Annotated in this window: 24 protein-coding genes and 1 tRNA gene; 6 read left to right on the top strand and 19 right to left on the bottom strand. The window is 70.8% G+C overall.

Annotated features, from left to right (window positions below; genetic code table 11):
* Positions 1-75: 75 nt before the first annotated feature.
* Complete coding sequence (moaA, locus tag E8A49_RS21135) at positions 76-1,104, top strand: GTP 3',8-cyclase MoaA (RefSeq protein ID WP_293386236.1); 1,029 nt, start codon at positions 76-78, stop codon at positions 1,102-1,104.
* Between the two features lie 17 nt (positions 1,105-1,121).
* Here moaA and E8A49_RS21130 read toward each other — a convergent pair whose 3' ends face one another.
* A complete protein-coding gene (locus tag E8A49_RS21130) occupies positions 1,122-3,044 on the bottom strand; it encodes a glycosyltransferase family 41 protein (protein WP_293386234.1) in 1,923 nt (640 codons plus the stop codon).
* Between the two features lie 79 nt (positions 3,045-3,123).
* Here E8A49_RS21130 and E8A49_RS21125 point away from each other — a divergent pair, with 79 nt between their 5' ends.
* A complete protein-coding gene (locus E8A49_RS21125; protein ID WP_293386232.1) occupies positions 3,124-5,328 on the top strand; it encodes a TonB-dependent siderophore receptor in 2,205 nt (734 codons plus the stop codon).
* Between the two features lie 9 nt (positions 5,329-5,337).
* Positions 5,338-6,018 carry a Fe2+-dependent dioxygenase gene (locus E8A49_RS21120; RefSeq protein ID WP_293386230.1) on the top strand — a complete coding sequence of 227 codons (681 nt, stop codon included), beginning with the start codon at positions 5,338-5,340 and terminating at the stop codon, positions 6,016-6,018.
* On the opposite strand, the gene E8A49_RS21115 is transcribed toward E8A49_RS21120, so the two are convergent.
* The 11 genes from E8A49_RS21115 to E8A49_RS21065 all read right to left on the bottom strand — a co-directional run bounded on the left by E8A49_RS21115 (position 6,015) and on the right by E8A49_RS21065 (position 14,689).
* Positions 6,015-6,740 (bottom strand): ATP-binding cassette domain-containing protein, encoded by a 726-nt coding sequence (locus E8A49_RS21115; RefSeq protein WP_293386228.1) that lies wholly within the window; start codon positions 6,738-6,740, stop codon positions 6,015-6,017. The genes E8A49_RS21120 and E8A49_RS21115 overlap by 4 nt on opposite strands.
* Complete coding sequence (gene modB, locus E8A49_RS21110; RefSeq protein ID WP_293386226.1) at positions 6,733-7,404, bottom strand: molybdate ABC transporter permease subunit; 672 nt, start codon at positions 7,402-7,404, stop codon at positions 6,733-6,735. Before modB ends, E8A49_RS21115 begins: the two co-directional genes overlap by 8 nt.
* Before the next feature lie 9 nt (positions 7,405-7,413).
* Positions 7,414-8,220: a molybdate ABC transporter substrate-binding protein gene (gene modA, locus E8A49_RS21105; RefSeq protein WP_293386224.1), complete on the bottom strand. Its 807-nt coding sequence runs from the start codon at positions 8,218-8,220 to the stop codon at positions 7,414-7,416.
* Positions 8,221-8,290: 70 nt separating this feature from the next.
* Positions 8,291-9,487 carry a gephyrin-like molybdotransferase Glp gene (gene glp, locus E8A49_RS21100; RefSeq protein WP_293386222.1) on the bottom strand — a complete coding sequence of 399 codons (1,197 nt, stop codon included), beginning with the start codon at positions 9,485-9,487 and terminating at the stop codon, positions 8,291-8,293.
* Positions 9,484-9,966 carry a cyclic pyranopterin monophosphate synthase MoaC gene (moaC, locus tag E8A49_RS21095; protein ID WP_293386220.1) on the bottom strand — a complete coding sequence of 161 codons (483 nt, stop codon included), beginning with the start codon at positions 9,964-9,966 and terminating at the stop codon, positions 9,484-9,486. Before moaC ends, glp begins: the two co-directional genes overlap by 4 nt.
* Positions 9,967-9,974: 8 nt before the next feature.
* A complete protein-coding gene (gene moaB / locus E8A49_RS21090; RefSeq protein ID WP_293386218.1) occupies positions 9,975-10,529 on the bottom strand; it encodes a molybdenum cofactor biosynthesis protein B in 555 nt (184 codons plus the stop codon).
* Positions 10,530-10,596: 67 nt separating this feature from the next.
* Positions 10,597-11,037 (bottom strand): molybdenum cofactor biosynthesis protein MoaE, encoded by a 441-nt coding sequence (locus E8A49_RS21085; RefSeq protein ID WP_293386216.1) that lies wholly within the window; start codon positions 11,035-11,037, stop codon positions 10,597-10,599.
* Positions 11,038-11,039: 2 nt separating this feature from the next.
* Complete coding sequence (locus E8A49_RS21080; protein WP_293386214.1) at positions 11,040-11,285, bottom strand: MoaD/ThiS family protein; 246 nt, start codon at positions 11,283-11,285, stop codon at positions 11,040-11,042.
* 34 nt (positions 11,286-11,319) lie between these two features.
* Positions 11,320-13,518 carry a molybdopterin cofactor-binding domain-containing protein gene (locus tag E8A49_RS21075; protein WP_293386212.1) on the bottom strand — a complete coding sequence of 733 codons (2,199 nt, stop codon included), beginning with the start codon at positions 13,516-13,518 and terminating at the stop codon, positions 11,320-11,322.
* Between the two features lie 11 nt (positions 13,519-13,529).
* Positions 13,530-13,994, bottom strand: coding sequence for a (2Fe-2S)-binding protein (locus E8A49_RS21070; RefSeq protein ID WP_293386210.1), 465 nt, complete (start codon positions 13,992-13,994; stop codon positions 13,530-13,532).
* A 107-nt stretch (positions 13,995-14,101) separates the two neighbouring features.
* Positions 14,102-14,689, bottom strand: coding sequence for an NTP transferase domain-containing protein (locus tag E8A49_RS21065; RefSeq protein ID WP_293386208.1), 588 nt, complete (start codon positions 14,687-14,689; stop codon positions 14,102-14,104).
* Between the two features lie 49 nt (positions 14,690-14,738).
* Between E8A49_RS21065 and E8A49_RS21060 the strand changes: the two genes are divergently transcribed.
* A complete protein-coding gene (locus tag E8A49_RS21060) occupies positions 14,739-15,803 on the top strand; it encodes an XdhC family protein (RefSeq protein ID WP_293386206.1) in 1,065 nt (354 codons plus the stop codon).
* Here E8A49_RS21060 and E8A49_RS21055 read toward each other — a convergent pair.
* Positions 15,784-16,590, bottom strand: coding sequence for a TOBE domain-containing protein (locus E8A49_RS21055; protein ID WP_293386204.1), 807 nt, complete (start codon positions 16,588-16,590; stop codon positions 15,784-15,786). The two genes, E8A49_RS21060 and E8A49_RS21055, sit on opposite strands and share 20 nt — an antisense overlap.
* Positions 16,591-16,721: 131 nt before the next feature.
* Between E8A49_RS21055 and E8A49_RS21050 the strand changes: the two genes are divergently transcribed.
* Both E8A49_RS21050 and E8A49_RS21045 read left to right on the top strand, forming a co-directional pair.
* Positions 16,722-17,570 (top strand): cytochrome b/b6 domain-containing protein, encoded by an 849-nt coding sequence (locus tag E8A49_RS21050; protein WP_293386202.1) that lies wholly within the window; start codon positions 16,722-16,724, stop codon positions 17,568-17,570.
* Positions 17,567-18,328, top strand: coding sequence for a molybdopterin-dependent oxidoreductase (locus E8A49_RS21045; RefSeq protein WP_293386200.1), 762 nt, complete (start codon positions 17,567-17,569; stop codon positions 18,326-18,328). The genes E8A49_RS21050 and E8A49_RS21045 overlap by 4 nt, the downstream gene beginning before the upstream one ends.
* A 1-nt stretch (position 18,329) precedes the next feature.
* On the opposite strand, the gene E8A49_RS21040 is transcribed toward E8A49_RS21045, so the two are convergent.
* The 6 genes from E8A49_RS21040 to fdxH form a co-directional block, all read right to left on the bottom strand.
* A tRNA-Sec gene (locus E8A49_RS21040) sits at positions 18,330-18,425 on the bottom strand.
* A 10-nt stretch (positions 18,426-18,435) separates the two neighbouring features.
* The gene (selB, locus tag E8A49_RS21035) at positions 18,436-20,367 is read right to left on the bottom strand and encodes a selenocysteine-specific translation elongation factor (protein ID WP_293386198.1); all 1,932 of its coding nucleotides are present in this window, start codon (positions 20,365-20,367) and stop codon (positions 18,436-18,438) included.
* Positions 20,368-20,376: 9 nt separating this feature from the next.
* Positions 20,377-21,786: an L-seryl-tRNA(Sec) selenium transferase gene (selA, locus tag E8A49_RS21030; RefSeq protein ID WP_293386196.1), complete on the bottom strand. Its 1,410-nt coding sequence runs from the start codon at positions 21,784-21,786 to the stop codon at positions 20,377-20,379.
* 4 nt (positions 21,787-21,790) lie between these two features.
* On the bottom strand, positions 21,791-22,708 hold the full coding sequence (gene fdhE, locus E8A49_RS21025) for a formate dehydrogenase accessory protein FdhE (RefSeq protein WP_293386194.1): 918 nt from the start codon (positions 22,706-22,708) through the stop codon (positions 21,791-21,793).
* Between the two features lie 44 nt (positions 22,709-22,752).
* Positions 22,753-23,442: a formate dehydrogenase subunit gamma gene (locus E8A49_RS21020; RefSeq protein WP_293386192.1), complete on the bottom strand. Its 690-nt coding sequence runs from the start codon at positions 23,440-23,442 to the stop codon at positions 22,753-22,755.
* Positions 23,439-24,410: a formate dehydrogenase subunit beta gene (fdxH, locus tag E8A49_RS21015; protein ID WP_293386190.1), complete on the bottom strand. Its 972-nt coding sequence runs from the start codon at positions 24,408-24,410 to the stop codon at positions 23,439-23,441. Before fdxH ends, E8A49_RS21020 begins: the two co-directional genes overlap by 4 nt.
* Position 24,411 lies beyond the last annotated feature (1 nt).

The raw sequence follows: 24,411 nt of genomic DNA, 5'->3' as shown, positions 1-24,411 counted from the left end.
CGCCACCGACTACATCGCTGGAATTCACGCTGGGTGCTGTCGCCGCGCCGTCTTCCTCTCTATGTTCGGGGTCGGATGACGCCCTACGACGACTCTTCGCCCCGGCCGCAAGCCGGCCTGATCGACGGCTTTGGCCGCCCGGTCAGCTACCTGCGCGTCTCGGTGACCGACCGCTGCGACCTGCGGTGCGTCTACTGCATGAGCGAGCACATGAGCTTCCTGCCGAAGGCGCAGGTGCTGTCGCTGGAGGAGCTGGACCGGATCGCCTCGGCCTTCGTGGGCCTGGGCGTGCGGAAGCTGCGCATCACCGGCGGGGAGCCCTTGGTGCGCAAGGGCGTCATGGGCCTGATCGCCAGCCTTGGCCGGCATCTTACGTCAGGGGCGCTCGACGAGATCACCTTGACCACCAACGGCACCCGCTTGGCTGAGTTCGCGGCGCCGCTGGCGAAGGCCGGCGTGCGACGGATCAACGTCTCGCTGGACACCCTGAAGCCGGACCTGTTCCGCCGCCTGACCCGCGGCGGCGACCTAGCCAGGGTGCTGGCCGGGATCGACGCGGCCCAGGCCGCCGGCCTGAAGGTCAAGATCAACGCCGTGGCGCTGGCGCACGACAACGCCGCGGAGCTGCCGGAGATGGTCCGCTGGGCGCATGGGCGCGGGCTGGACATGACCCTGATCGAGACCATGCCCATGGGCGAGGTCGAGGCCGACCGCACCGACCAGTATCTTTCGCTCACCCGCCTGAGGGCCGAACTGGAAAGCTTCTGGAGCCTCACGGACCTCCCGCTCACCACCGGCGGTCCGGCGCGCTACGTCGAGGTCGCCGAGACGGGCGGCCGCCTCGGCTTCATCACGCCGCTCAGCCACAATTTCTGCGAGGCCTGCAACCGCGTTCGGCTGACCTGCATCGGCACCCTGCACACCTGCCTGGGCCGCGAGGACGCCGCCGACCTGCGGGCGGTGATCCGGGCCGGCGCCGCCGACGAGGCCCTGGCTGACGCCATCCGCGCGGCCGTCGAGGCCAAGCCCAAGGGCCATGACTTCCAGATCGGTCGCCAGCAGCCGCCAGCCGTGGCTCGGCATATGTCGACGACCGGCGGCTGACGACCGCGGGCGCCGGGTCAGCGGCCCGCGTCCGCGAGGAGACGGCGGGCCAGCGCGGCCGCCGCGTCCGCCTGGGCCAGGCCGCCTAGACCCGCCTTCAGCCGCCGCCCCAACCCGTCGCGCGCGGCCTTGTCGAGGCCCAGGGTCACGGCGGCTTCGACATAGTCCGCCGACGTCGCGCAGACCAAATCCTCGACGCCGACCGTGCGCAGCATCGCCGCCGCATGCCGCGACCGCAGGGTGTCGCCCGGCAGGGTGATCACCGGCACGCCATGGGCGAAGGCGTCGAGTACGGAATTGCAGCCCGACCAGCCGATGCTGTCCAGCATGACCTCGGCGCAGCCTGTCGCCGCCCGGAAGTCCTGCGGCGTCATGCGCGGCAGTACGGCGCAATGGTTTGAGGCGTCGAGCCCGCGTTCGGCGAAGGCGACGGCCAGGCGATCCTGGAAGCGGGCGGTGAGCGGCGGGCTGCCGGGGAACTCCACGAACACGAACCGGCTCTTCGGGACCCGCGCGGCGATCTCGGCGAAGACCCCGTCGTGGACCGGCAGGTATTTGTAGAGCGACTGGCCGCACCAATAGACGACAGCGTCCTCCGGCAGGCCTAGGGCCGATCGTGACGCCGATGTCGGCGCGGCCGGAACCTCGAAGCGCGTGGAAAGACCGGGCAGGCGGATCAGGCGCTCCGTGTAGTGGGCGTCGGCGTCGCCCGGCTCCATGGCGTCGCTGCTCAGATAGGCGTCGATGGTGGGAAGGCCGGTGGTCGAGGGATGGCCCCAGGAGGAATACTGCGCAGGCGCCAGGCGCAGGGCCGCCAGGCGGACCGCCATCGGGTCCATGCCGACTTCGGGATAGATGAGGGCGTGGGGCCTAAACTCGGCGATCCGGGCCAGCCAGGTTTCGAATGGCAGAGGCCCCTGGACGAACCGCTCGAACAGGCCGCGCGCCCGGTCGGTTTCGGCGTCGCAGAGCGCACCGGTGTGGAAGCCGGCCAGGTCGAACTGCGCGCGGTCCAGGCCCTCCACCCAGCCGCGGGTCGGCAGGCGCCAGACGGAGTGGTCGCGAAGGTAGCCGCAGACGACGCCGATCCGCAGGCGCTCGCCGGGGCGCGGCGGATCGGCGAGCGGCGCGGCCGGCCGGCCGGCGGCCATGGCGCGGCAGACCAGGGCGCCGTAGCGGCGCTGCAGGTCCGCATCGTCGCGGCCCTGGTAGGCCAGATAGAAGGGCTGGGACACGCCGACGCCAGCCGCCAGCGCGCCGACGTCTGTCCGTTCGGCGTACGCCGCCAGGGCGTCGAGCTCCGCCGCATAGTCCGCCCGCCGCCGGTCGATCTCCGCGGCGTCGACGTAGAGCGGCGGCAGATGCGCCATGCAGAGCGCAAAGCGCGCGCCCGGCAGATCGGGCGCGCGGGCCACGACCTGGCGCAGCAGGGCCACGGCCTCGTCCGTCTGGCCTTCGTCCCGGCGCGCCAGGGCCAAATTGTAGAGCGCGTCGACGAAGCCGGGCCGCAGGCCGATGGCCCGCTCGAAGCTGGCGGCGGCGCCGGAAAGGTCGTCCAACTCCTTCAGCGCCACGCCCAGGCTGTTGAGCAGCCCGGCGTCCTCGGCCCGCTCAACGGTCCGGCGATAGGCGGCGATGGCCGCGCCGGTGCGTCCGGCCCGGCGGTGCGCGGCGCCCAGCCACAGGCCTGCCACCGCGGCTTCCGCCGTCGTGCCATGGGCGATCACGCGTTCCAGGAGGCTGACAGCCTCCGCGTCGCGGCCCGCCCGCCCGGCGATCTGGGCGAGCAGGCTGAGGCTCGGGACATGTTCCGGCGCCGCCGCGAGCGCCCGGCGCAATACGCGCTCGGCCTCGACATCATCGCGCGCCTGGAATCGTCCGAACGCCTGCGAAAAGAGAGCTTCAGCCTCGTGCACTCGGGCGGTCGTTCCTTCCGTCATATGACCGGCTTGCAAAGACTCTGCATAACGGCCTACTGCCCGATATGCATGTACGCTACAGGTCGGTGGCGGCTAAAAAATGACTGAGGGGACCATGGCTCAGGACGACAGCAAACCACGCTCTGCGCGTCTTCCCTACTTCGCCGGTTCAATCGCCGCGGCGCTGCTGTTCTGCGACGCCGCCGCCGCCCAGGAGGCGACCTCCGTCGTCAGCAGCCTCACGGTGAAGGCGCAGCCGCCCGAAGGCTACAAGGCCGACGAGCCGATGCTCAGCAAACTCACCGAGCCCTTGATCGACACCCCGCAGATGATCGCCACCACCACCCGCCAGGTGATGGACGATCGCGCGGCCACCAGCCTCACCGAGGTGTTCCGCAACAGCTCAGGCATCTCCCTCGGCGCGGGCGAGTCGAGCTGGCAGGGGACCAATCCCTCGATCCGCGGCTTCAACGCTCGCAACGACATGTACCTCGACGGCATGCGCGACTTCGGCAGCTACACCCGCGACCCTTTCGACCTCGAGGAGGTCGAGCTGCTGCAGGGCCCGTCCTCGATCCTGTTCGGCCGGGGCTCCACGGGCGGGGTGATCAACCAGGTCACCAAGGCGCCCAGCCTGCAGGGCTTCATCCGCGCCGAAGCGGTGGGCGGCACCGACGCCATGGCGCGCGGCGTGGTCGACCTCGATGCGCCGCTGCCGGACCTGGGCACGGGCGCGGCGGCCCGCCTGGTGGCCATGGGCCACACCCAGGACGTCACGGACCGTGACCAGGTGCACTACAGCCGCGAAGGCGTCGCCCCGAGCGTCGCGTTCGGTCTGGGGACCGCGAACCGCCTGACCCTCAGCTACTTCGGCCAGTGGGAAGACGACCTGCCGGACTACGGCCTGCCCTATCTGCGGGGGCGCCCGGCGCCGGTGGCGCAGAACAACTTCTACGGCTTCGACAGCGATTACCTACGCACCGCCGCCAACGTCGAGACCGCGAAGTTCGAACACGACTTCTCGCCCGACATCACCATCCGCGACCAGATCCGCTACGCCGACTACGCCCGCCACTGGCGGGACACCGAGCCCCAGGTGAGCACGACCGGCCTGACGGCGGCGACGCCGCTCTCCGCCATCACCGTCAACCGGGCGCTGCAGGGCGGCACCAGCCGCGAGACCTTCTTCCAGAACCAGATGGACCTGCTGGCCAATTTCCACACCGGTTCGGTCGAGCATCACCTCGCCGCGGGCTGGGAGATCGGGCCGGAGAGCTCGACGCCGACCTATGACAATGGCCTGGGTCTTCCCGCCACCTCGCTGCTGTCGCCCACGCGGGTCCCGTTCTCGGGCATCGACTTCCCGCGTGTGCGGGTGAAGACCACCGCCTTCACCGTCGGCGCCTACCTGATCGACACCCTGAAATTCGGGGACCATTGGGAAGTCTCGGGGGGCGCGCGCTGGGACAGCTTCGATTCCCACTACGTGGCGCAGTTCCTCGGCAACACGGTTCCGACGCTGAACCAGCCGACCACCCGCCAGGATGTCCACGAGCTGGACCAGAAGCCGAGCTGGCGCGGCAGCGTGATCTTCAAGCCGGTGTCGTACGGCTCGATCTATTTCGACTATTCGACCTCGTTCAACCCGTCGGCGGAATCGCTGTCGCAGATCGTGGCGGTGCGCTCGTTCAACACCGGCAACATCGGCCTGGCGCCGGAGGAGAACGAGACCTTCGAGCTCGGCACGAAGTGGAACCTGCTGACGAGCCGCCTGCAGCTGCAGGCCGCCATCTTCCGCGAAGAGAAGACCAACGCCCGCGAACCGGACCCGGCCAACACCGCCTTCAACATCCTGGCGGGCGACCAGCGGGTCGACGGCGGCGAGATCGAACTCGTCGGCAAGGTCACCGACGACTGGCAGGTGACCGCCAGCTACACCCACCTGCACGGCGAGACGATCAAGACCGTGACCGGCGGGCCGCCCCTGGGCTCGCCGCTGTTCAACGCGCCGGACGACAGCGTCGCGCTCTGGACCACCTATCAGCTGCCGATGAACATCCAGGTGGGCGGCGGGCTCAACTACCTGTCGCAGCGCTACGCCTCGCTGACCACCACGCCCTTCACCAGCGTGCCGGGCTACACGACCCTCGACGCAATGGCCAAGTGGCAGGTGACGCCGCACATCCGGCTGCAGGTCAACGTCAACAACCTGACCGACAAGTTCTACTACGACCAGATCCACGGCTTCCACGTGATCCCCGGCGAAGGCCGCACCGCGCTGTTCACCGTGGCCTACACCGGCTAGCCTTCGGGCATGCTGCTGCACCTCCCGGAGGTCCTGAGCCCGGCGGACCTGGCCGAAGTCCGCGCCGCGCTCGGCGAGGCCGCGTGGGTCGATGGGCGCGGCACCGCCGGACACCTGTCGGCGCCGGTGAAGCACAACGCCCAGCTGCACTGGCAGGACCCTTCGGCCGTGCGCCTGGGGACCCTGGTCCGCATGCGCCTGGAGCGGAACCCGATGTTCGTGTCGGCGGCCCTGCCGGCGCAGATCCTGCCGCCGCTCTTCAACCGCTACGCCGGCGGGGGTCACTACGGCCCGCACGTCGACGGCTCGATCCGGCCGATCGACGGGACCGACCGGCGCCTGCGCACCGACCTTTCCCTCACCGTGCTGCTGAGCGACCCGGCCGACTACGACGGCGGCGAGCTGGTGATCGAGGACCTGCTGGGCGGGCGCGCCGTCAAGCTGCCGGCCGGCGACGCCATCCTCTATCCGGCCGACACCATCCATGAGGTCACGCCGGTGACGCGCGGCGAGCGGCTGGCGGCCTTCACCTGGATCCAGAGCCTGGTGCGCGACCACGCCGACCGCCAGTCGCTGTTCGAGCTCGACGCGGCGATCCAGCGCCTGCCGGCCGGGGGCGAGACGGACGCCGCGCGCCTGTCGCTCACCAACCTCTACCACCGGCTGATGCGCCGCTGGGCCGACGTCTAGGGTTCGAGGTCCAGGGCCGCCCGCACCCGGTCGGAGGCCGGCGCGGCCAGGACCTCCGACGGCGCGCCGACCTGCAGGAGCTCGCCCCGGTCGATGACGATCAGCCGGCTGGCCAGGTCCGCGGCTTCGTCCAGGTCGTGGGTGACCAGGATCACCGGCGCCCGCGAGACGGTGCGGATCGACGTCAGCACCTCACGCAGCTTGCGCCGCGTGCGCCGGTCGACGGCGGACAGGGGCTCATCGAGGAGCAGCACCTGTGGATCGCGGGCCATGGCCCGGGCCAGCGCCACCCTTTGCTGCTGGCCGCCGGATAGCTGGCCCGGCGTGCGGTGGGCGACGTCGCTGAGATCGACGCGCCCCAGCAGCGCCAGGGCCTCGGCGCGCCGATCGCCGGCCGGCCTGCCGCTCATCGCCGCCTCGACGTTGGCGAGCGCGGTCAGATGCGGGAAGAGGGCGTAGGACTGGAAGACCAACCCCACCCGCCGCCTATGCGGCGGCCGCCAGAGGTGGGCGTCTGGGTCCGACCAGACCTCGCCGCCGCAGCGGATGAGCGCCCGGGCCGGGCGGTAGAGGCCCGCGATGCTGCGCAGCAGGGTGGTCTTGCCGGCGCCGGAAGGACCGACGAGGGCGATCAGCTCGCCGGGCGCGCAGTCGAACGCGGCATCCAGCGGGATCGGCCCGCCCTGGCGCAGCGCGACGGTCAGGCCCGGCGGATCAGGCATGCCGCCGCCCCGTGCGTCCGGTCAAGCCGTAGACGACGGCGATCGCTGCGATGGAGAGCGCCAGCAGCAGGGCCGACATGGCGCCGGCCGCCGCGGTGTCGAAGGCCTGGGTGCGGTCGTAGATGGCGAGAGCCGCGGTGCGGGTCTGGCCAGGGATATTGCCGCCCACCATCAGCACCACGCCGAACTCCCCCATGGTGTGGGCGAAGGTCAGTGCGAAGGCCGAAAGCACGCCTGGCCAGGCGAGCGGCAGCTCGATGCGCAGGAAGGTCCGCCAAGGCGACAGCCCGCTCACCCAGGCGGCTTCACGGACGTCGGGCGGCAGGGCTTCGAGCGCGCGCTGCATGGGCTGAACGGCGAAGGGCAGGTTGACGATGACCGAGGCGGCGAGCAGGCCGCTGAAGCTGAAAGCGAGGGGGTGACCAAACAGGGCGGTCCAGAGCCGCCCGAGCGGCGAGGCGTCGCCGAAGCTGACCAGCAGATAGAAGCCCAGGACCGTCGGCGGCAGGACGAGCGGCAGGGCGATGAGCGCTTCCAGCAACGCCTTGCCGGTCCGGACCCGGAACGCCAGCACACGCGCCAGGCCAAGGCCAGCGGGCAGCAGGATCGCGGCCGTCAGGGCGGCAAGCTTCAGGGAGACGCCGAAGGCCGTCCAGTCGATCACGGCCCGGCCTCAGTCCTTCCCGGTGGGCTGGGCGAAGCCGTAGCGCTTGAAGACCGCCTGTGCGGGCGGGGTCTGCAGGAAGGCGAAGAAGGCGCGCGCCGTCGCGCCGGCGCCCTTGAGCAGCACCGCGCGCTGGCGCAACGGGCCGTGCAGATCGGCCGGGATCAGCGCGAAGCTGCCCGCCGCCTGCACCTGGGGCGTCAGGGCCAGGGATTGCGGGATGATGCCGCCCTGGGTCGAGCCGGAGGTCGCGAACTGGGTCGCCTGGGCGACGTTCTCGCCCAGCACCAGATGCGGTTCGATCGCCGCCCAGAGCCCCGCCTTGGTCAGGGCCTCCTTGGCCGCGCGGCCGTAGGGGGCGTGGTCGGGGTTGGCGATGGCGAACCGCGTCAGGCGGCCATCGCGGAGGGCCGACGCCAAGCCCTTGAGGTCGCCGCCCGGCGCGATCGTCGAGCCCTTGGGCAGGAAGAGGCCGATCCGGCCCAGGGCGTAGAGCACGCCCGGGCCCTCGGTCTTGCCGGCGGCGGCCAGCTTGTCGACATAGCTTTCGTCGGCGGAGAGGAAGACCTCGAAGGGCGCCCCGTTCAGGATCTGCTGGGTGAAGGCGCCGGACGACCCGAAGATCAGGTTCACCGACTTGCCGGTCTGCTTCGTGAAGAGGCTGGCGAGCTCCGGCAGGGCGGAGCTGAGATCGGCGGCGGCGGCGACCGAAGGCGCAGCCGCCTCGGCCGCCCAGGCGGGCAGGGCGCCTAGCGCCAGAAGTCCGGCGCCGGTCAGGACAGCGCGCCGGGAGCTCTGATCGATCGTGTACGGCATGCGCTCCCTCGGCCAGCGTTGCGTTCGCAGGCTATCGGCAATCCCGATCGGAAGCGAGGTTGCCGGTCGGTCAGAGCCGGTCCAGCCGCAGCACCTCGACCAGATCGCCGGCCTCCGCCGCCGGCGCGTTGATCGGACAGCGGATCAGGACGTCGGCCTGGGCGAAGACGCTGACCAGGGAGGAATCCTGGTCGGTCATGGCCTCGACGAAGAGGCCGCCGTCGCGGACCTCGGACCTCGCCCGCGCCCAGTGCTCACGCGGGCCGTTGGCCGGCAGCGGCTTCGCCAGCCGGGCGGTGAGCAGGGCAGGTCCTGGGGCAGCGCCCTGCATCTTCATCAGCAGCGGCCGCAGGAAGAGCTCGGCGCAGACCAGGGCGGAGGCCGGATTGCCGGGCAGGCCCAGCACGCGGCGGCCGTCGTCCAGGACGCCGAACCATGTCGGCTTGCCGGGGCGCAGCTTCAGGGTCTCGACGCTGAGGTCGAGGCCGAGTTCAGACAGGGCGGGTTTCACCAGGTCGTGGTCGCCCACCGACGCGCCGCCCAGGGTGACGACCAGGTCGCCGCCGGCGTCCCGGACCGCGTCGCGGATCGCCGCGGCGTCATCGCCGGCGATCGCCAGCCGCCGGGGCTCGCCGCCCCAGGCCGCGACCAGGGCCGCCAGGGTCGGCGATCCGGAGTCGTAGATCTGATCCGGGCCGATGGGGGCGCCGGCCGGGACGATCTCCTCGCCGGTCGAGAGCACCACGACCTTGGGGCGCCGGGCGACCACAAGCGCCGCGCGGCCCGCCGAGGCGGCCAGCGACAGGCGCCAGGGGTCCAATCTCAGGCCGGGCTGCAGCAGCACCGCGCCTTCGCGGAAGTCCCCGCCGCGAGGGCGGATGTGCTTGGAGCCGCCCGTTTCGGAGGTGCGCACGACCGCGCCCTCGCGGACCGCGACCTCCTGGATCACCACTCGGTCGGCGCCCGGCGGGACCGGCGCGCCGGTGAAGACCCGGACGGCCTGACCGGCCGCGAGCGGCGCGTGATAGCCGTGGCCGGCGGCGCTCTCGCCCATGATCCGGAACCCGTCGCCGGGCCCGCTGACCGCCCAGCCGTCCATGGCGGAGGCGTCGAACGGCGGCTGGTCGCGCAGGGCCGTGACCGGCTCGGCCAGCACCCGGCCGATCGCGGCCTCCAGCGCCACGGTCTCCGATCCCGAGGCGACCGCGGCGGCCAGCATCCGCCCGCGCGCGATCTCGACCGTCAGGTCGCGGATGTCCTGGCTCACGCGTCCTCGCGCCGGAAGTCGCCCGAGGCGCCGCCGGACTTCTCGACTAGTCGGATGGCGTCGATGGTCATGCCCCGGTCGGCGGCCTTCAGCATGTCGTAGAGCGTCAGACACGCGACGGAGACCGCAGTCAGGGCTTCCATCTCGACGCCGGTCGGGCCGGTGGTCTTGGCGGTGGCGGTGACCGTCAGGCCGTCGCCCTCGGCGGAGGTCGCCACCTCGACGACGATCTTCGACAGGCTGAGTGGGTGGCAGAGCGGGATCAGGTCGCTGGTGCGCTTGGCGGCCATGACGCCGGCGAGTTCGGCCACGGCGATGACGTCGCCCTTCTTGCCGCCGCCGCCCAGCGCCAGGGCCAGCGTCTCGGGGGCCATGCGCACGCGCCCGGCCGCGACCGCGAGGCGGGCGGTCGCAGGCTTGTCCGAGACGTCCACCATCCGCGCGCGGCCGGTGGCGTCGATGTGGCTGAGGCGGCTCATGCTGCGCCTCAGACCTCGTTCAGGCGGGGCATCAGCTCGACCATGTTGCAGGGCTTGTGGCGGCTGTCGAGCTGGGCCGCGATCACCTTGTCCCAGCCGTCCTTCACCGCCCCGTTCGAGCCGGGCAGGCAGAAGACGAAGACGCCGCCGATCAGGCCGGCGGTCGCCCGCGATTGCAGGGTCGACAGGCCCACCGTCTGGTAGCTCACCAGATGGAAGATCACCGAGAAGCCGTCGATCTTTTTGTCGAACAGCGGCTCCAGCGCCTCCGGCGTCACGTCGCGGCCGGTGAGGCCGGTGCCGCCGGTGGTGACGATGGCGTCCACCTCGCCGGACGCCACCCAGGCCATAACCCTGGCGCGGATGGCGGACCGGTCGTCGGCGACCAGGGCCCGGTCGGCCAGCGCGTGGCCGGCGTCGGCGACGCGGCCGGCGAGGATGTGGCCGGACGTGTCGCTTTCCTCATCGCGGGTGTCCGAGACGGTGAGCACGGCGACCCGGACCGGCTTCAAGGGCAGGTTCTCGTCGATCCTGCCGCCCGGCGCGGGAAAAAGGGCGTTCATGGGCGGCTCCATATCCTGATCGATCACGCCGCCAAACTATCGCCTCGGGCCGCCGGCTGCGAGGCCTCTAATCCCAGCGCGCCGCGTCGGCCTGGTCCTGTTCGGTGGGCTCGATCCAGCGGGCGCCGTCCGGGCCGTGTTCCTTCTTCCAGAACGGGGCGCGGCTCTTCAGGTAGTCCATGAGGTGGTCGGCCGCCTCGAAGGCCGCGCGGCGATGGGCCGAGGCGGTCGCGACGAAGACGATGGTCTCGCCCGGGGCGATGCGGCCGATGCGATGGACCACCATCAGGTCGTCGAGCCCGAACCGCGCCTGGGCCGCCGCGGCGATGCGGCCGATCTCCGCCTCGGTGAAGCCGGGATAGGCCTCGAGCTCTAGGTCGGTGACCGCGCCAGCCTCGCCCCGCGCCAGGCCGCTGAAGCTGACCACGGCGCCGGTCTGGGTGCGGCCTTCGCAGAAGGCCGTCAGCAGCGCGCCCGGGTCGAAGGGCTCGGCCTGCAGGCGGATCACGCTCAGCCCCCGCTCATCGGCGGCATGAAGGCGACTTCTTTGACGGCGTCGAGGGAAACGTCGCCCCGGGAGAGGACCTGGTCCACCGCCGTCCGGACCCCGACGCCGGCCAGGGCCTCGGCGAGCTGCGGGTCGTCGGCGCCGATCAGCCGCTGAAGCGCCGACAAGGTGGCAGGCGCCGGATCGACGGTCCGCTCGCGCCATCCCGCGACATCCGCCAGCCGACCGAACAGCAGCACCCGCACCATGATCTAGCCAACGTTCATCGACTGACGCCTGTTCTCAGACCGACTTCAGTTGCGCCACGTCGATGGGCAGCCGGCGCACGCGCTTGCCGGTCACCGCGAAGATGGCGTTGCACAGGGCCGGCGCGACAGGCGGCAAGGCGGGCTCGCCCAGGCCGGTGGTCGGGTTGTCGCTGCGCAGGAAGTGGACCTCGACCGGACAGGCCTGCGGCATGCGCAGCAGGCGGAAGCGGTCGAAGTTCGATTCCTGGGCGCGGCCGTTCGCGAAGGTGATCTCCTGACCGAGCGCCTCGGCCAGGCCATCAAGCACCGCGCCCTGCACCTGGTTCTCGGCGCCGCTCATGTTGACGATCTGGCGGCCGATGTCGCCGGCCACCCACACCTTGTCGACCTTGATCGCCCCGCTGGCCGCGACCGAGGCCTGCACGACCTCGGCGAAGTAGCCCCTGTGGCTGTAGTAGAAGGCCACGCCCATGCCGGTCCCGACGGGCAGTTTGGCCTCGCCCCAGCCGGACTTCTCCACGACAAGGTCCAGCACGCCGTGCATGCGGCCGGTGTCGAAGGGATCGGTCTGCGGGGTTCCCAGCACCCGCGGCGCGCCCAGCAGCTGGCGGCGGAATTCCACCGGGTCCTTGCCGCCGGCGTGGGCCAGCTCGTCGATGAAGGACTGCAGCACGAAGGAGAGCGCATTGCTCTGCGGCGCCCGCAACGCCCCCGTGGGAATGCCGCAGGGGATCAGCGAGGCCTCGATCAGGTAGTTGTCGACCACCCGGGAGGGGAACTCCGTCCCGGTCATGCCGCCGCTGCTGACGAACTTCACGGCCTCGTTGTTCGCCCCGAACGAGACGAAGTGGTCGTGGAACGCCACGAGCTTGCCCGAGGCGTCGAGGCCGCCCTTCAGGTAGTGGAAGCCGCCCGGCCGATAGAAGTCGTGGTGCATGTCGTCGGCGCGGTTCCACAACAGCTTCACCGGCGCGCCCGCCGCCTTCGAAATGGCGGCGGCCTCGACCATGTAGTCGTTGAGCAGGCGCCGGCCGAAGCCGCCCCCGCAGCGGACCATGTGCACCGTGACGTTGGCTTCGGGGACGCCCAGGGTCTTGGCGACCAGGCTCAGCCCCGGCGCTGGCATCTGGGTCGGCGCCCAGATCTCCACCTTGTCGCTGCGGACGTCCGCCGTGCAGTTCTGCGGCTCCAGCGGTGCGTGCGCGATGAAGGGATAGCTGTATTCGGCCTCGATCACGTGGGCCGCGTTGGCCAGCGCCGCCTTGGCGTCGCCGTCCTTGCGGACAGGCAGGGTCGCCGGCTGCTTCGACAGCGCCGCGGCCTGCTCGGCGAAGCCCTTGCTGCTCTGAGCGGCGGTCGGGCCCTCGTCCCAGACCACCTTCAGGCTCTTGCGCGCCTTGTCAGCACGCCACCAGGAGTCGGCGACGATCGCGACGCCGTCGAGCAGGCCGTCCAGCGCCGGGCCGCCCTTGATGATGTAGACGCCCTTCACCCCGCGCTGGGCCTTCACCTCGTCGACGTTGGCGCTGACCACCTTGCCGCCGAACACCGGGCACTTCTCGAAGACCGCGTAGACCATGCCGGGCACGACGACATCGATGCCGTAGAGCGGTTTGCCGGTGACGATCGAGGCGTTGTCGATCCCGCCGACCCTTTGCCCGACGATCTTGAAGGTCTTGGGGTCCTTCAGGGCGACGGCGGCGAAGTCCGGGGTCGGCAGGGCCGCCGCAGCTGTCGCGAGCGTCCCATAGCTGGCGCGCTTGCCGCTGGCCTTGTGCAGGACCACGCCGGCGGCGGTGCTGCACTCGCTCGCCGGAACGCCCCATTTGGCGGCGGCGGCGGCGATCAGCATCGCCCGCCCGGCGGCGCCGACCTGGCGCATGTGGTCGTAGTTCTGCGCCATGGCCGTCGAGCCGCCGGCGTACTGGAAGCCGAACACCTTGGTGTCGACCCGGGCCTGCTCGATGCGGACGTCCTTCCAGTCGACGTCCAGCTCCTCGGCGATCAGCATCGGCAGGCTGGTCTTGATCCCCTGGCCGATCTCCGGGTTGCGCGAGGCGATGGTGACGATCCCATCCGGCGCGATCCGGACGTAGGCGCTGAGCGCGGCAGGTGCGTCATCCGCCGACGCGGCGTCGGTCAGGCCGGCGCCGATGAAGAGCCCCCCGCCGAGGGCGAGGCCGGTCTTCAGGAACAGCCGGCGGGACGGGGCGATGTTGGCAGGCGCGTTCATCGGTCTGCCCCCTAAGCGACGGCGACGCCGGCGGCGTCCTTGATGGCAGCGCGGATGCGATTGTAGGTGGCGCAGCGGCAGATGTTCCCTGCCATGGCCCCGTCGATCTCGGCGTCCGTCGGCTTCGGGTGGGTCTGCAGCAGGGCGGTGGCCGACATGATCTGGCCCGCCTGGCAGTAGCCGCACTGGGCGACGTCGTGATCGATCCAGGCCTTCTGGAGCCGCTTGCCGATCACCGAGTCGCCGACGCCTTCGATGGTGGTGATCTTGGCGGCGCCGACCGTCGAGATCGGGGTCATGCAGGAGCGTCGGGCGACCCCGTCGATGTGCACCGTGCACGCGCCGCAGAGGCCGACGCCGCAGCCGAGCTTCGGCCCCTTGATGTTGAGCTCGTCGCGCAGCACCCAGAGCAGCGGCATGTCCGGCTCGACGTCCACGTCACGCACGGACCCGTTCACATTCAACTTCATCGCCATGGTCCCACCCCTGGGTTCGCATCTGTCGCGCGAGCCTTTTCACCCGGGGGAGTCTTCTCCCCAAGGCGGCGGCGGGCCAAGTGTTTTCTTTGAGGGTTCGGTACGGCCTAGGCGAGGTCCCCGGGCCGGTCGACGTCATAGAGCACGCCATCGTCCGGCGCCGGGATCAGCTTCAGCGCCTCGCCCAGCCCACTTAGCAGTTCGCCGGCGCCCCGGTCGCCTTTGAGTGTGGTCAGTTGCGGAAGGAGCCGACGCCCGAACAGCACCGGATGCCCGCGGCGGCCTTCGAATTCGGTCGCGACGGCGTCCGCGCCGGCGGCGAGGGCCTGGGCCATCCGAGCCGTGAGCCCCACTGGGATGCGCGGCATGTCGCCGAGGAAGACGAAGACGCCGTCGATCTCGGCAGGTGCGGCGGCGACGCCGGCGGCCAGCGAGGCGGATAGCCCCTCGTCGTAACGGGGCGCATGCACCAGGACCAGGCGCTCGCCCTTCGGCGCGCGCACGGCGAAGGCCGTGGTCGCGGCCAGCACCGCGGGGTCAGCGCCCCAAGTCACATAGACCTTGTCCACCGGCGCGGCGCAGGCCGCGGCCAGGGCGCCGTCGAGCAGGACGCCGCCTCGCCAGGGCGCCAGGAGCTTGCCGCCGCCGTAGCGCGTTCCCGATCCCGCGGCCAGGACGACCGCCGCCAACTTCATGACCTCCGCTCCCTGTCGCACCGCTTCGATCCCGCCTATCCTATTTGCGATGAGCCTGCATGACGTGCGTCACACCGATCCGAACACCGCCGACGCGCAGGATATGCCGCTGACGCTTCCCGAATGGCCGACCTTCGGCTGGGCCGATGATATGCGGCCGGCGATGCGGGCGGCGAGGGCGGCAGGTGAGGTCGCGGCCCTGGTGACTTTGCATACGGTGATCGGTGGCGGACCGCGCCCGCCCGGCGCGCAGATGTTGCTGTCTCCCAGCGTCGCGTCGGGATTCCTGTCGGGCGGGTGCGTCGAGGGCGACATCGCCATCCACGCGGCGCGGACGATCGAGGACGGTCGGGCTCGTCACCTGGCCTATGGGGACGGCAGTCCGTGGAAGGACATCCAGCTCCTATGCGGCGCGCGCATCGAGATCCTGGTGGAGCGGGTGACGCCCGACGACCGCGCCGTCGAAGACCTGTTGAACGCGGCTGGAACGCGGCGGCCGGTTCAATGGATCACGGACGGTGATGCGCGACGGATCGCGCCGTCCGAAGACGTCGATGCGCCGCCCTGCGCGGTTCGCGCCGAGCCCTTCGAGCTGAGGCTGCGCTACGATCCAGTCCCCAGGCTCGCGGTGATCGGCTCCGATCCGGTCGCCCTGGCGATCGCCGCGCTGGGGTCGCAATCGGGCTTTGAAACCACCCTGGTGCGACCGCAGGGACCCGCAGCGCCGCCGCCGCTTTCGAACGTCGCCTACAGCCGGGCGAGCCCGGCCGAAGCTCTGGAAGCCCTGACGCCGGATCGCTGGACGGCGATAGCTGTCGCGACCCACGACTGGGAGATCGATCAGGCGGCGTTGTTGGCCGCCTTGCCGTCGGACGCCAGCTACGTCGGCGTGCTGGGCGCGGGCCGGCGGGTGGTCGACCGGCTGGACCGGCTTCGCGCCGCCGGGCTCGACGAACCGTCCCTGCAGAGGCTCCGGGCGCCGATCGGCATCGATCTGGGCGGCAAGGCGCCGTGGGAGATCGCAGTCTCCGTAATTGGCGAGATCGTCGCCGAGCGGCATGCCGCGGTCAGCGGCTCCGTTCGGAGAGCCGCGCTCAGTCGACCGCCAGAATGACGTGCGAGGCCTTGATCAGGGCCTGGACCTTGTCGCCCACCTTGAAGCCCAGGTCCTCCGCGCTGCCCCGGGTGATGGTCGCGGTCAGGGTTTTGCCGGGGTCCAGTTCCAGCACGATCTCATCGTTGACGGCGCCGGTCTGGTGACTGATCACGACACCCTGTAGCTGGTTGCGCGCCGAGGTCCGCAGGGACTCTTCCGCCGGCGCCAGGATCACGAAGCTCGACTTGATCAGGGCCACGGCCTCGCGGCCGGGCTCGAGGCCCAGGTCTTCGATGCTTGATCGGGTGATGACCGCGCAGAGGGTCACCGCGGGGCTGATCCGCAATATGACCTCGCCGTTCACGGCGCCGTCGGTGACGGTCTCGACAACGCCGCGAAGGGCGTTCCGCGCGCTGGTCTTCATGCCAAGGCTCCATAGGACCTGGCTGGGGGACAGCCCGGCCTCGCCCGAGAGGCTTTCATTCAATTCGGCCATCAAGGCGTTGAGGTTCCGGTCCAGCTTCTCGTAGCCCGCGATCACCGCCGCGCCCAGGGCGGTGACGGTCGCGCTGCCGCCGGTCGCGCCCCCGACCTGGGTGACGACGAGGGGGCGGTCGAACAGGTTGTTCAGAGCCTGCACCGAGTTCCAGGCCGCGCGGAAGCTGATGCCGACGGTTTGGCCGGCCTTGGAGATCGAGCCGCGCTCGGCGATGGCCTTCAGCAGGCGAATGCGGTCCATACCGACCCGGTTGGCGTCGCCGCGCCGCAGTTGGAAATGAACCTCTAGCGGGTCGGGCTGCGCCATGGGCTCACCATGCCATGTCGAGATGGCGATGTAACCGACCTGCAATTCGTCGCGAACCCGGTTAAACGGCCGCTCGCTGGGCCGAGTGGATCGTGGTTAGTTCAAGGCCGCGAGCGGGAGGGAGACAACCGGTGAGCGATGCAGTTCTGCGCACCAACGGCGCCACCGGCTCCCAACCCCACGCCGAGGTCATCTATCGTCACACGGTGGTGGTCCGCGTCACCCACTGGATCAACGTCGTCTGCCTCACCTTGCTGCTGCTGAGCGGCCTGCAGATCTTCTGCGCCCATCCGATGCTGTACTGGGGCCAGAAGGGCGATGAATACGACCGCCCCTTCGTCTCCATCGACGCCGACGACTGGCGCAAAGAGCATCCGGAGGGCGTCACCCGCATCGGGCCGCTGACCTTCCGGACGACCGGCGTGCTCGGCGTTTCCGACGGGGAGGTCCGCGCCTATCCCCGCTGGCTGACGCTGCCGGCCAACCGGGACCTGGCCACGGGCCGCCGCTGGCATTTCTTCACGGCCTGGATCTTCGTGATCAACGGCCTGGTCTACCTGTTGTCCAACACGCTGAACGGCCACTTCAAGCGCGACCTTGCGCCGACGCGCAAGCAGCTCCAGCCCCGCCACATCTGGATGGACATCGTCGACCACGTGAAGCTGAAGCATCCGGTCGGCGAGGCCGCCAAGCACTACAACGTGCTGCAGAAGTTCGCCTACCTGGGCGTGATCCTGCTGATCGTCCTGATGGTGCTGACGGGCCTGACCATGTCGCCGGGCGTGGACGCCGCCGTGCCCTGGCTGCTCAACCTGTTCGGCGGCCGGCAATCGGCCCGGACCGTCCATTGGATCTGCGCCAACCTGATCGTCCTCTTCGTGCTGGTGCACGTCGCCGAGGTGTTCCTGGCCGGGGTGGTCAACGAGGTCGGTTCGATGATCACCGGCCGCTACCGCATCAAGACGGGAGACGGCCATTGAGCAGGACCCTCCTCTCTCGGCGCGGCCTCATCGTCAGCGGAACCGCGCTCGGCGGCCTGTGGCTTGCCGGCTGCGACCGGCTTTCCCAAGCGCCTGAAGCCGCGAAGTTCCTCGATCGGGACGATCAGCTGAACATGAGCGCCCAGCGCCTGCTGCTGGCGGGCCAGCCCTTGGCGCGGGAGTTCAAAACCTCCGAGATCTCCCGCGTCTTCAAGGCCAATGGCTCCATCGCGCCGCAAGACCCGGCCTATCTGGCGTTGGTTCAGAGCCGGTTCGCCAACTGGGCGCTGACCGTCACCGGCCTCGTCCAGCGGCCGCTGGCCCTTAGCCTCGCCCAGCTTCGCGCCCTGCCGGCCCGCACCCAGACGACCCGCCACGATTGCGTCGAGGGCTGGAGCGCCATCGGGCAGTGGACCGGGCCGCAGCTCAGCGGCCTGCTGCGCACCGCCGGCCTGCAGCCGCACGCCCGGTATGTGGTCTTCCACTGCGCCGACACCCTGGGTGACAGCCGCTACTACGAGAGCATCGACCTCTTCGACGCCTTCCACCCGCAGACCATCCTCGCCCACACCATGAACGGCCAGCCCTTGGCCGTCGCCCACGGCGCGCCGATCCGCCTGCGGGTTGAGCGCCAGCTCGGCTACAAGCAGGCGAAGTACGTCATGGGCATCGAGGTGACCAACAGCCTGGACCACATCGAGGGCGGCGGCGGCGGCTATTGGGAAGACCGCGGCTACGAGTGGTACGCGGGTATCTAGTTGGCGGAAGAGAGTGGGAGTCGAACCCACGAGGGACAGGCTCGCTGCCCCACCCGGATTTGAAGTCCGGACGCCCCACCGGAGACGGGTCTCTTCCGAGATCGTGCTTAGACCGCGGTCCCGAACAGGTCCAGGCGATGCTTGTTCACCCGCCGCTGGTCGCCCCGCCGCAAGGTCACGCCATGCCGGTCGAAGAAGTCGAGTATCTGGATGGCGACCTTGCGGCCGTTGTCGACCTGGTCCCGGAACGCCGCCGCGGTGAAGACGCCGTCAGCCGACTGGGCGGACAAGCGGGCGACGATGTCCGCCATCTCCTGCACCGTTCCGCGGAGGAAGAAGTGGTCGTGCGCCACCTCGTCGACGCGGCCGAGGCGCGCGCAGAGCTTGCATAGCCGCCGGATGTCGCCTTCAGGACGGCCAAGCGCCTCGGCCAGGTCCCGCACGCGGGGCGGCCGAAAGCGCTCGGCGGCGCCGAGCCGCGGCGCGATCTCGTCCCACAGCGCTTCATCGGCCTCGGTCAGGCGAACGGTGTGGGTGGCGAGACGGACGAAGGCGCCGTCGAGCGCGATACCCTGGCCGCGCGCCAGGCTCTGCAGGGCGGCCGCGAAGGCCGGCGCCGGCAGCCGCGGCTGCAGCATCAGGCGCAGGCGCTCGCGGCCCAGGCCCTGCACATCGGGATGCTCGGCATGGAGGGCGGCGAGGGCGGCCATGATGTCCGCGGTCAGCGCCGCCCAGCGCGCCGGCAGCAGCGCCACCGCGTCGTCGCCCGCCTCTAGGACGACAAGGGCAAGCTCCTGGGCGAGAGCGTGCGCCTGGGCCTCGGAAAGAGCGTGATCGCGGCGGAAGGCGCGCCAGTCGCAGTGGTGCGGCGCGGCGTCGAGGAGGGCGCCGAGGACTTCGGCCGGGCTCGACAAGGTCAGGGCCTGAAGCTGACCGATCCGCTCGGGCGTCCGCCGCTTGCGGGCTGGGGCCCTCAGGTCGAGGAAGCGCCCGCCGCCCAGCGTGCGCTGGCCAGACACGTCACGGATGACGAACCGGTCGCTTGAGGCTACCGCAATCGGCCGTTCGAGGACGAGCTGCACCATGGCGGAGCCACCCGCGGAGAGTGGCTCATCGTCCAGCCTCACGATCCGCGCGGCGACCTCGGCGGCGGCGTGGTGCAGGCGGACAGGGAACCACGGACGCAGCGCCGCGCCTTCGCCGGGGAGCAGCCGCAGGCTGGCATCGATGCGGTCGGCAGGCGCGTGCAACTCGGGGTCCAGCGCCATGTCGCCGCGGTGGATGGCGTCCGTCGTCACACCCTCGCCGGAAAGGTTCAGGGCGCAACGCTGGCCGGCCCGGCCGATCGGGGCTGGGCGGTTCTGCACGTGGAGCGCCCGCACCCGTGCGGGAAGCCCCTGCGGGCTCAGCAACACCCGGTCGCCGACCCGGACCTCGCCCGACAGCGCCGTGCCGGTCACGATGACGCCCGCGCCCGCGAGGGTGAAGACGCGGTCGACCGCCAGGCGGAAGCGGCTCTCGACGGGGCGCTGGATGGGGTCCCCCGCGGCGCGGAAGAGCCATTCGCGCAACGGCTCCAGCCCCTCGCCGGTGACGGCGGAGACCGGCAGGACCGGCGCGTCCGCCAAGGGGCCGTCGGCGAGGATCCCCGCCATGTCGCCCATGACCTCGGCGACACGCCCGGGCGGGACCGCGTCGGCCTTGGTCAACGCCACCAGGCCGCGGCGGACGCCCAGCATGTCCAGGATGGCGAGATGCTCGAAGGTCTGCGGCTTGCATCCGTCGTCGGCGGCCACGGCCAGCAGGGCGAAGTCGATGCCGCTCGATCCGGCGACCATGGTGCGGACGAACCGCTCGTGGCCGGGCACGTCGACGAAGCCGATCGTCTCGCCGCCGGGGGCCGGCAGGTAGGCGAAGCCGAGCTCTATGGTGATGCCGCGGGCCTTCTCTTCCTTCAGCCGGTCGGTGTCGACGCCGGTCAGGGCGCGCACCAGTGAGGTCTTGCCGTGGTCGATGTGGCCCGCGGTGCCGACGATCATGAGACCGCCTCAGGCCGGCGGGTCGCCGGCGAGCTCCGCGAGGACCGACCGGAAGGCGGCCTCGTCCTCCAGACAACGCAGGTCCAGCATCAGCGCGCCGCCGTCGATCCGGCCGATCACCGGCGTCGAGAGCGCCCGAAACCGCGCCGCCAGCCGTTCGAGCCCGCCGCCGCGGCCCAGCCCGTGGATGGCGAGGCCAGCGCTGGGCAGGGTCTCGAGCGGAAGGGCGCCGGAGCCCACCTCGCTGCGGCAGGACGCGACCTCGACCGCGTAGCGGTCCCCCAGCGCCGCAGCGATGGCCGGGGCTAGGCCCCGCGCCTGGGCGGCGATTTCGGCCTCGGGGCGGGCGAGCAGACGCACGGTTGGCAGGCGCTCGGCCAGGCGGTCCGGGTCGCGATAGAGCTTCAGGGTCGCTTCGATGGCGGCGAGGCGGATCTTGTCCACGCGAAGCGCGCGCTTCATGGGGTTGCGGCCGATCCGGGCGAGGAGGTCGCGCCGGCCGACGATGAAACCCGCCTGCGGCCCGCCCAGCAGCTTGTCGCCGGAAAAGGTGACGAGGTCGGCGCCGGCGGCGATCGCCTCGCGCACCGTGGGCTCCTTCTCCAGGCCATAGCGCGACAGGTCGACCAGCACACCCGAACCCAGATCGTGGACCAGCGGAACGCCGGCCTCCCGCGCGATCCCGGCAAGCGTCGCCGCGCCGACCCCGGTGGTGAAACCCTCGATCCGGTAGTTGGAGGTATGGACCTTCAGGATCACCCCGGAGCGCGGGCCGAGGGCCGCGGTATAGTCGCGCGGATGGGTCCGGTTGGTCGTGCCGACCTCGGCCAGCCTGGCGCCGGCGCGGGCCATGATGTCGGGCAGGCGGAAGGCGGCGCCGATCTCGATCAGCTCGCCGCGGGAAACGATCGCTTCGCGCCCGCGGCTCAGGCTGTTGAGCGTGAGCAGGACGGCGGCGGCGTTGTTGTTGACCACCGTGGCGTCCTCGGCGCCGGTCAATTCGCACAGCAGTTGGCGGACGTGCTCGTCCCGTTCGCCCCGCTTGCCGGAGGCGACGTCGAACTCCAGTGCGGCGGCCATGCGCATGGCTCCGATGGCGGCCTCGACGGCGGCGTCGGCGAGGATGGCGCGCCCGAGATTGGTGTGCAGCACCACGCCCGTCAGATTGAACACCGGACGCAGGCTCGGCTGGCTCGCCTGCTCCAGGCGCGCGCCCGCGCGGGCGGCGATCTGGCCGACATCGGGGAGGCCGCCGTCGCTTTCGCGGAACGCGGCGCGAGCCTCGTCGAGCTCGGCGCGGATGGCGTCGGTCAGGGCGGGGCGGCCGAACCGACCCCTCAGCGCCTCCGCCTCGGCCGTGTTCAGCACCAGGTCGACGGAGGGCAGGTTTCGAAGGCTTCGCGGCGCGGAGGTCGCCACCGCCTCAATACCCCACCAGATAGGGATCCACGCCGGCCCGCCGGTAGTCGCTCCCGCGCAGCAGCTGGTCGAGGGCGAGGCTCGCCACGTCGTCGGCGATGGGCTCCAGCGCGGGGTCCTTGTCCTGGTAGAGCACCTTCAGATAGCCGCTGCAGGTGTCACAGGTCTCGGCCTTGACGGTCCCCGCGTGGCCCTCGATCTCCTCGTAGCCGACGCCTTCGGTCGAGCCGCAGGCGAGGCATTTCACCCGCACCTCGTTCCAGAGGGTCGAGCACAGGGCGCAAGCCGCATAGCGCGCGCCCTCCGCGCCGGCCCGGCCGGAGATGATCGAGACGGCCGGCGGCCCGCCGCAGGCGGGGCAGGCGCCCGTACCGACAGGCTTGAGCGCGTCCGGTTCGAGCTGCGCGGCCAGGCGTGTGAAATGGATCTGCAGGGCCGCAGTCAGAAGGATGTGCTCGGCGACCTCCGACGTCGGCGCCACGTCGCCGAGCGCCGCGGCGATCAGGTGATCGAGCTCCGCGTCATCGGCCTGACGGACGCGGGCGAGGGCGGCTTCGGCGGCGGCGGGCTTGGGCGCGGCGGCCAGGGCGGCGAACAATGCGCGGCAGGTCTCGCGCAGACCGGCGTCGGACGCGGCGGTCGCCCGGTCGAGCGACGGCATGGCGAATTCGCGAGCGCGGGCGAGCGCCTCGGCCGGCGGAGGAGCCGGCGCGGGCGTGGCGGAGACGATGTCAGCCTGGGCCTCGGCGATCGCCGCCAGGAAGTTGAGGTAGGGACCCAGCTCGCTGGACGCGGCCAGCACCCTCAGGCGCGCGGAGCGGCGGGCGAATAGTTCTTCGGGATCGGGGAGGAAGACGAACGGAGCCGTCCCGACCCGGCCGATCCTCGATGGGTCGGGCTCGACGCTGTGGGAATCGGACATCCTGTCTCCCGAGCCCGCCGGGCCACGGTTGCGGTTCTCCGCTCCTATAGCCGATCCGTTCCGGCCGCGCGACGCTCAGCCAGCTGACGAAACCATTTGCGGTGATGCCGCCAGGCCCAACCCGCCGTCACGTGACCCTTGATCATGGCGTCGAAGCTGCCGCGGACCCAGATCGCCGCGTAGACGTGTAGGATGATCACCAGGATCACGAAAACCGCCGACACGGCATGGACGATAAGGGCGATGCGCTGCGCCGGGATCGGCGTGAGCCCCTCGAAGAACTGATCCCAGATCATGATGCCGGTGGTCAGCATCACGACGATCAGCGCCGCCAGCGACCAGAAGACGAACTTCTGGCCGGCGTTGTACTTGCCCACCTCAGGCATCTTCTCGTCGTGGCCGGCGACCAGGTCGCCGAGGTGGGCGACCCAGGCGCCGTCCTCCGGCTTCCAGAGGTTGCCGCGCCAGAACTGCAGGAACAGCAAGAGGAAGCTCGCCGCCAGGACCAGGCCGAACAGCGGATGAAGCGTGCGCGCGATCTGTCCGCCGCCGAACAGCGAGGTCAGGAAGAACAGCGCCGGATGGAACAGGCCGAGGCCCGACAGGATCAGCAGCACCATGGTCAGGGCGGTGATCCAGTGGTTGATCCGGGCGCCGGCCCGATAGCGCTCGACGACCGGCGGCTCGCCGGGGCGGATGGCGTCGCCGGGCTCGACGAGCGTGGGTTGGCTCATGGGCGGCCTCCCGTCCCGTCACCCTCGGCGAGCGCTCGTCCCGCGTCCTCGTCTTCGGCCGTCACACGGTCGGGCTTGGCGAAGATCCCGTGCGCGATGGTGGCGGCCGCAGCCAATCCCATGGCCAGGAGACCCGCCGACTTGGTGACGCCCTTCCAGGCCGTCACCACCGGCGAGATGGCCGGATCGTCGGGCAGGCCGCTGTAGATGTGCGGCTTGTCCGCGTGGTGCAGCACGTACATCACATGGGTGCCGCCGACGCCCTTCGGATCGTAGAGGCCCGCGTTCTCATAGCCGCGGGATTTGAGGTCGGCGATCCGCTCCTCGGCGTGCGCCTTCATCTCCGTCTTGGTCCCGAACACGATGGCCTGGGTCGGGCAGGCCTTGGCGCAGGCCGGCCCCTGGCCGACCGCGACCCGGTCGGAGCAGAGCGTGCACTTGTAGGCCTTGTGGTCCTTCTTCGAGACGCGGGGGATGTCGAAGGGGCAACCCTTCACGCAGTAGCCGCAGCCGATGCAGGCGTCGTGGTCGATGTCCACGATGCCGTTCGAATACTGGACGATCGCGCCGGGCGACGGGCAGGCCTTGAGGCATCCCGGATCTTCGCAATGCATGCAGCCGTCCTTGCGGATCAGCCATTCGAGGTCGCTCGTCGCGGGGTTCTCCCACTCCTCGAACCGCATCAGGGTGAACATGTCGGGAGTGAGGTCGTGGGGGTTGGTGTACGCCCCGACGTTCTCCTCGATGTCCGGCTGGGTGTCGTTCCACTCGACGCAGGCGGACTGGCACGCCTTGCAGCCGATGCATTTGGACACGTCGATCAGCTTGGCGACCTCGTCGAGCTTCCGGGTCGGCGGCGGCAGGGACGCCGTCGCCGAACGCCGGACGACGTCGCCCTTGCCCAAGTTCTCCTTGAAGCCCTGGACGGGGGGATTGCTGACGGCGGGGTCGCGCGGGCTGTCGAGCATG

It is taken from the genome of Phenylobacterium sp. (assembly GCF_004799515.1).
In the GTDB taxonomy this organism is placed as follows: domain Bacteria; phylum Pseudomonadota; class Alphaproteobacteria; order Caulobacterales; family Caulobacteraceae; genus Phenylobacterium.
The sequence above is the reverse complement of the archived record's forward strand: the minus strand, read 5'-3'. Positions and strand labels throughout refer to the sequence as shown.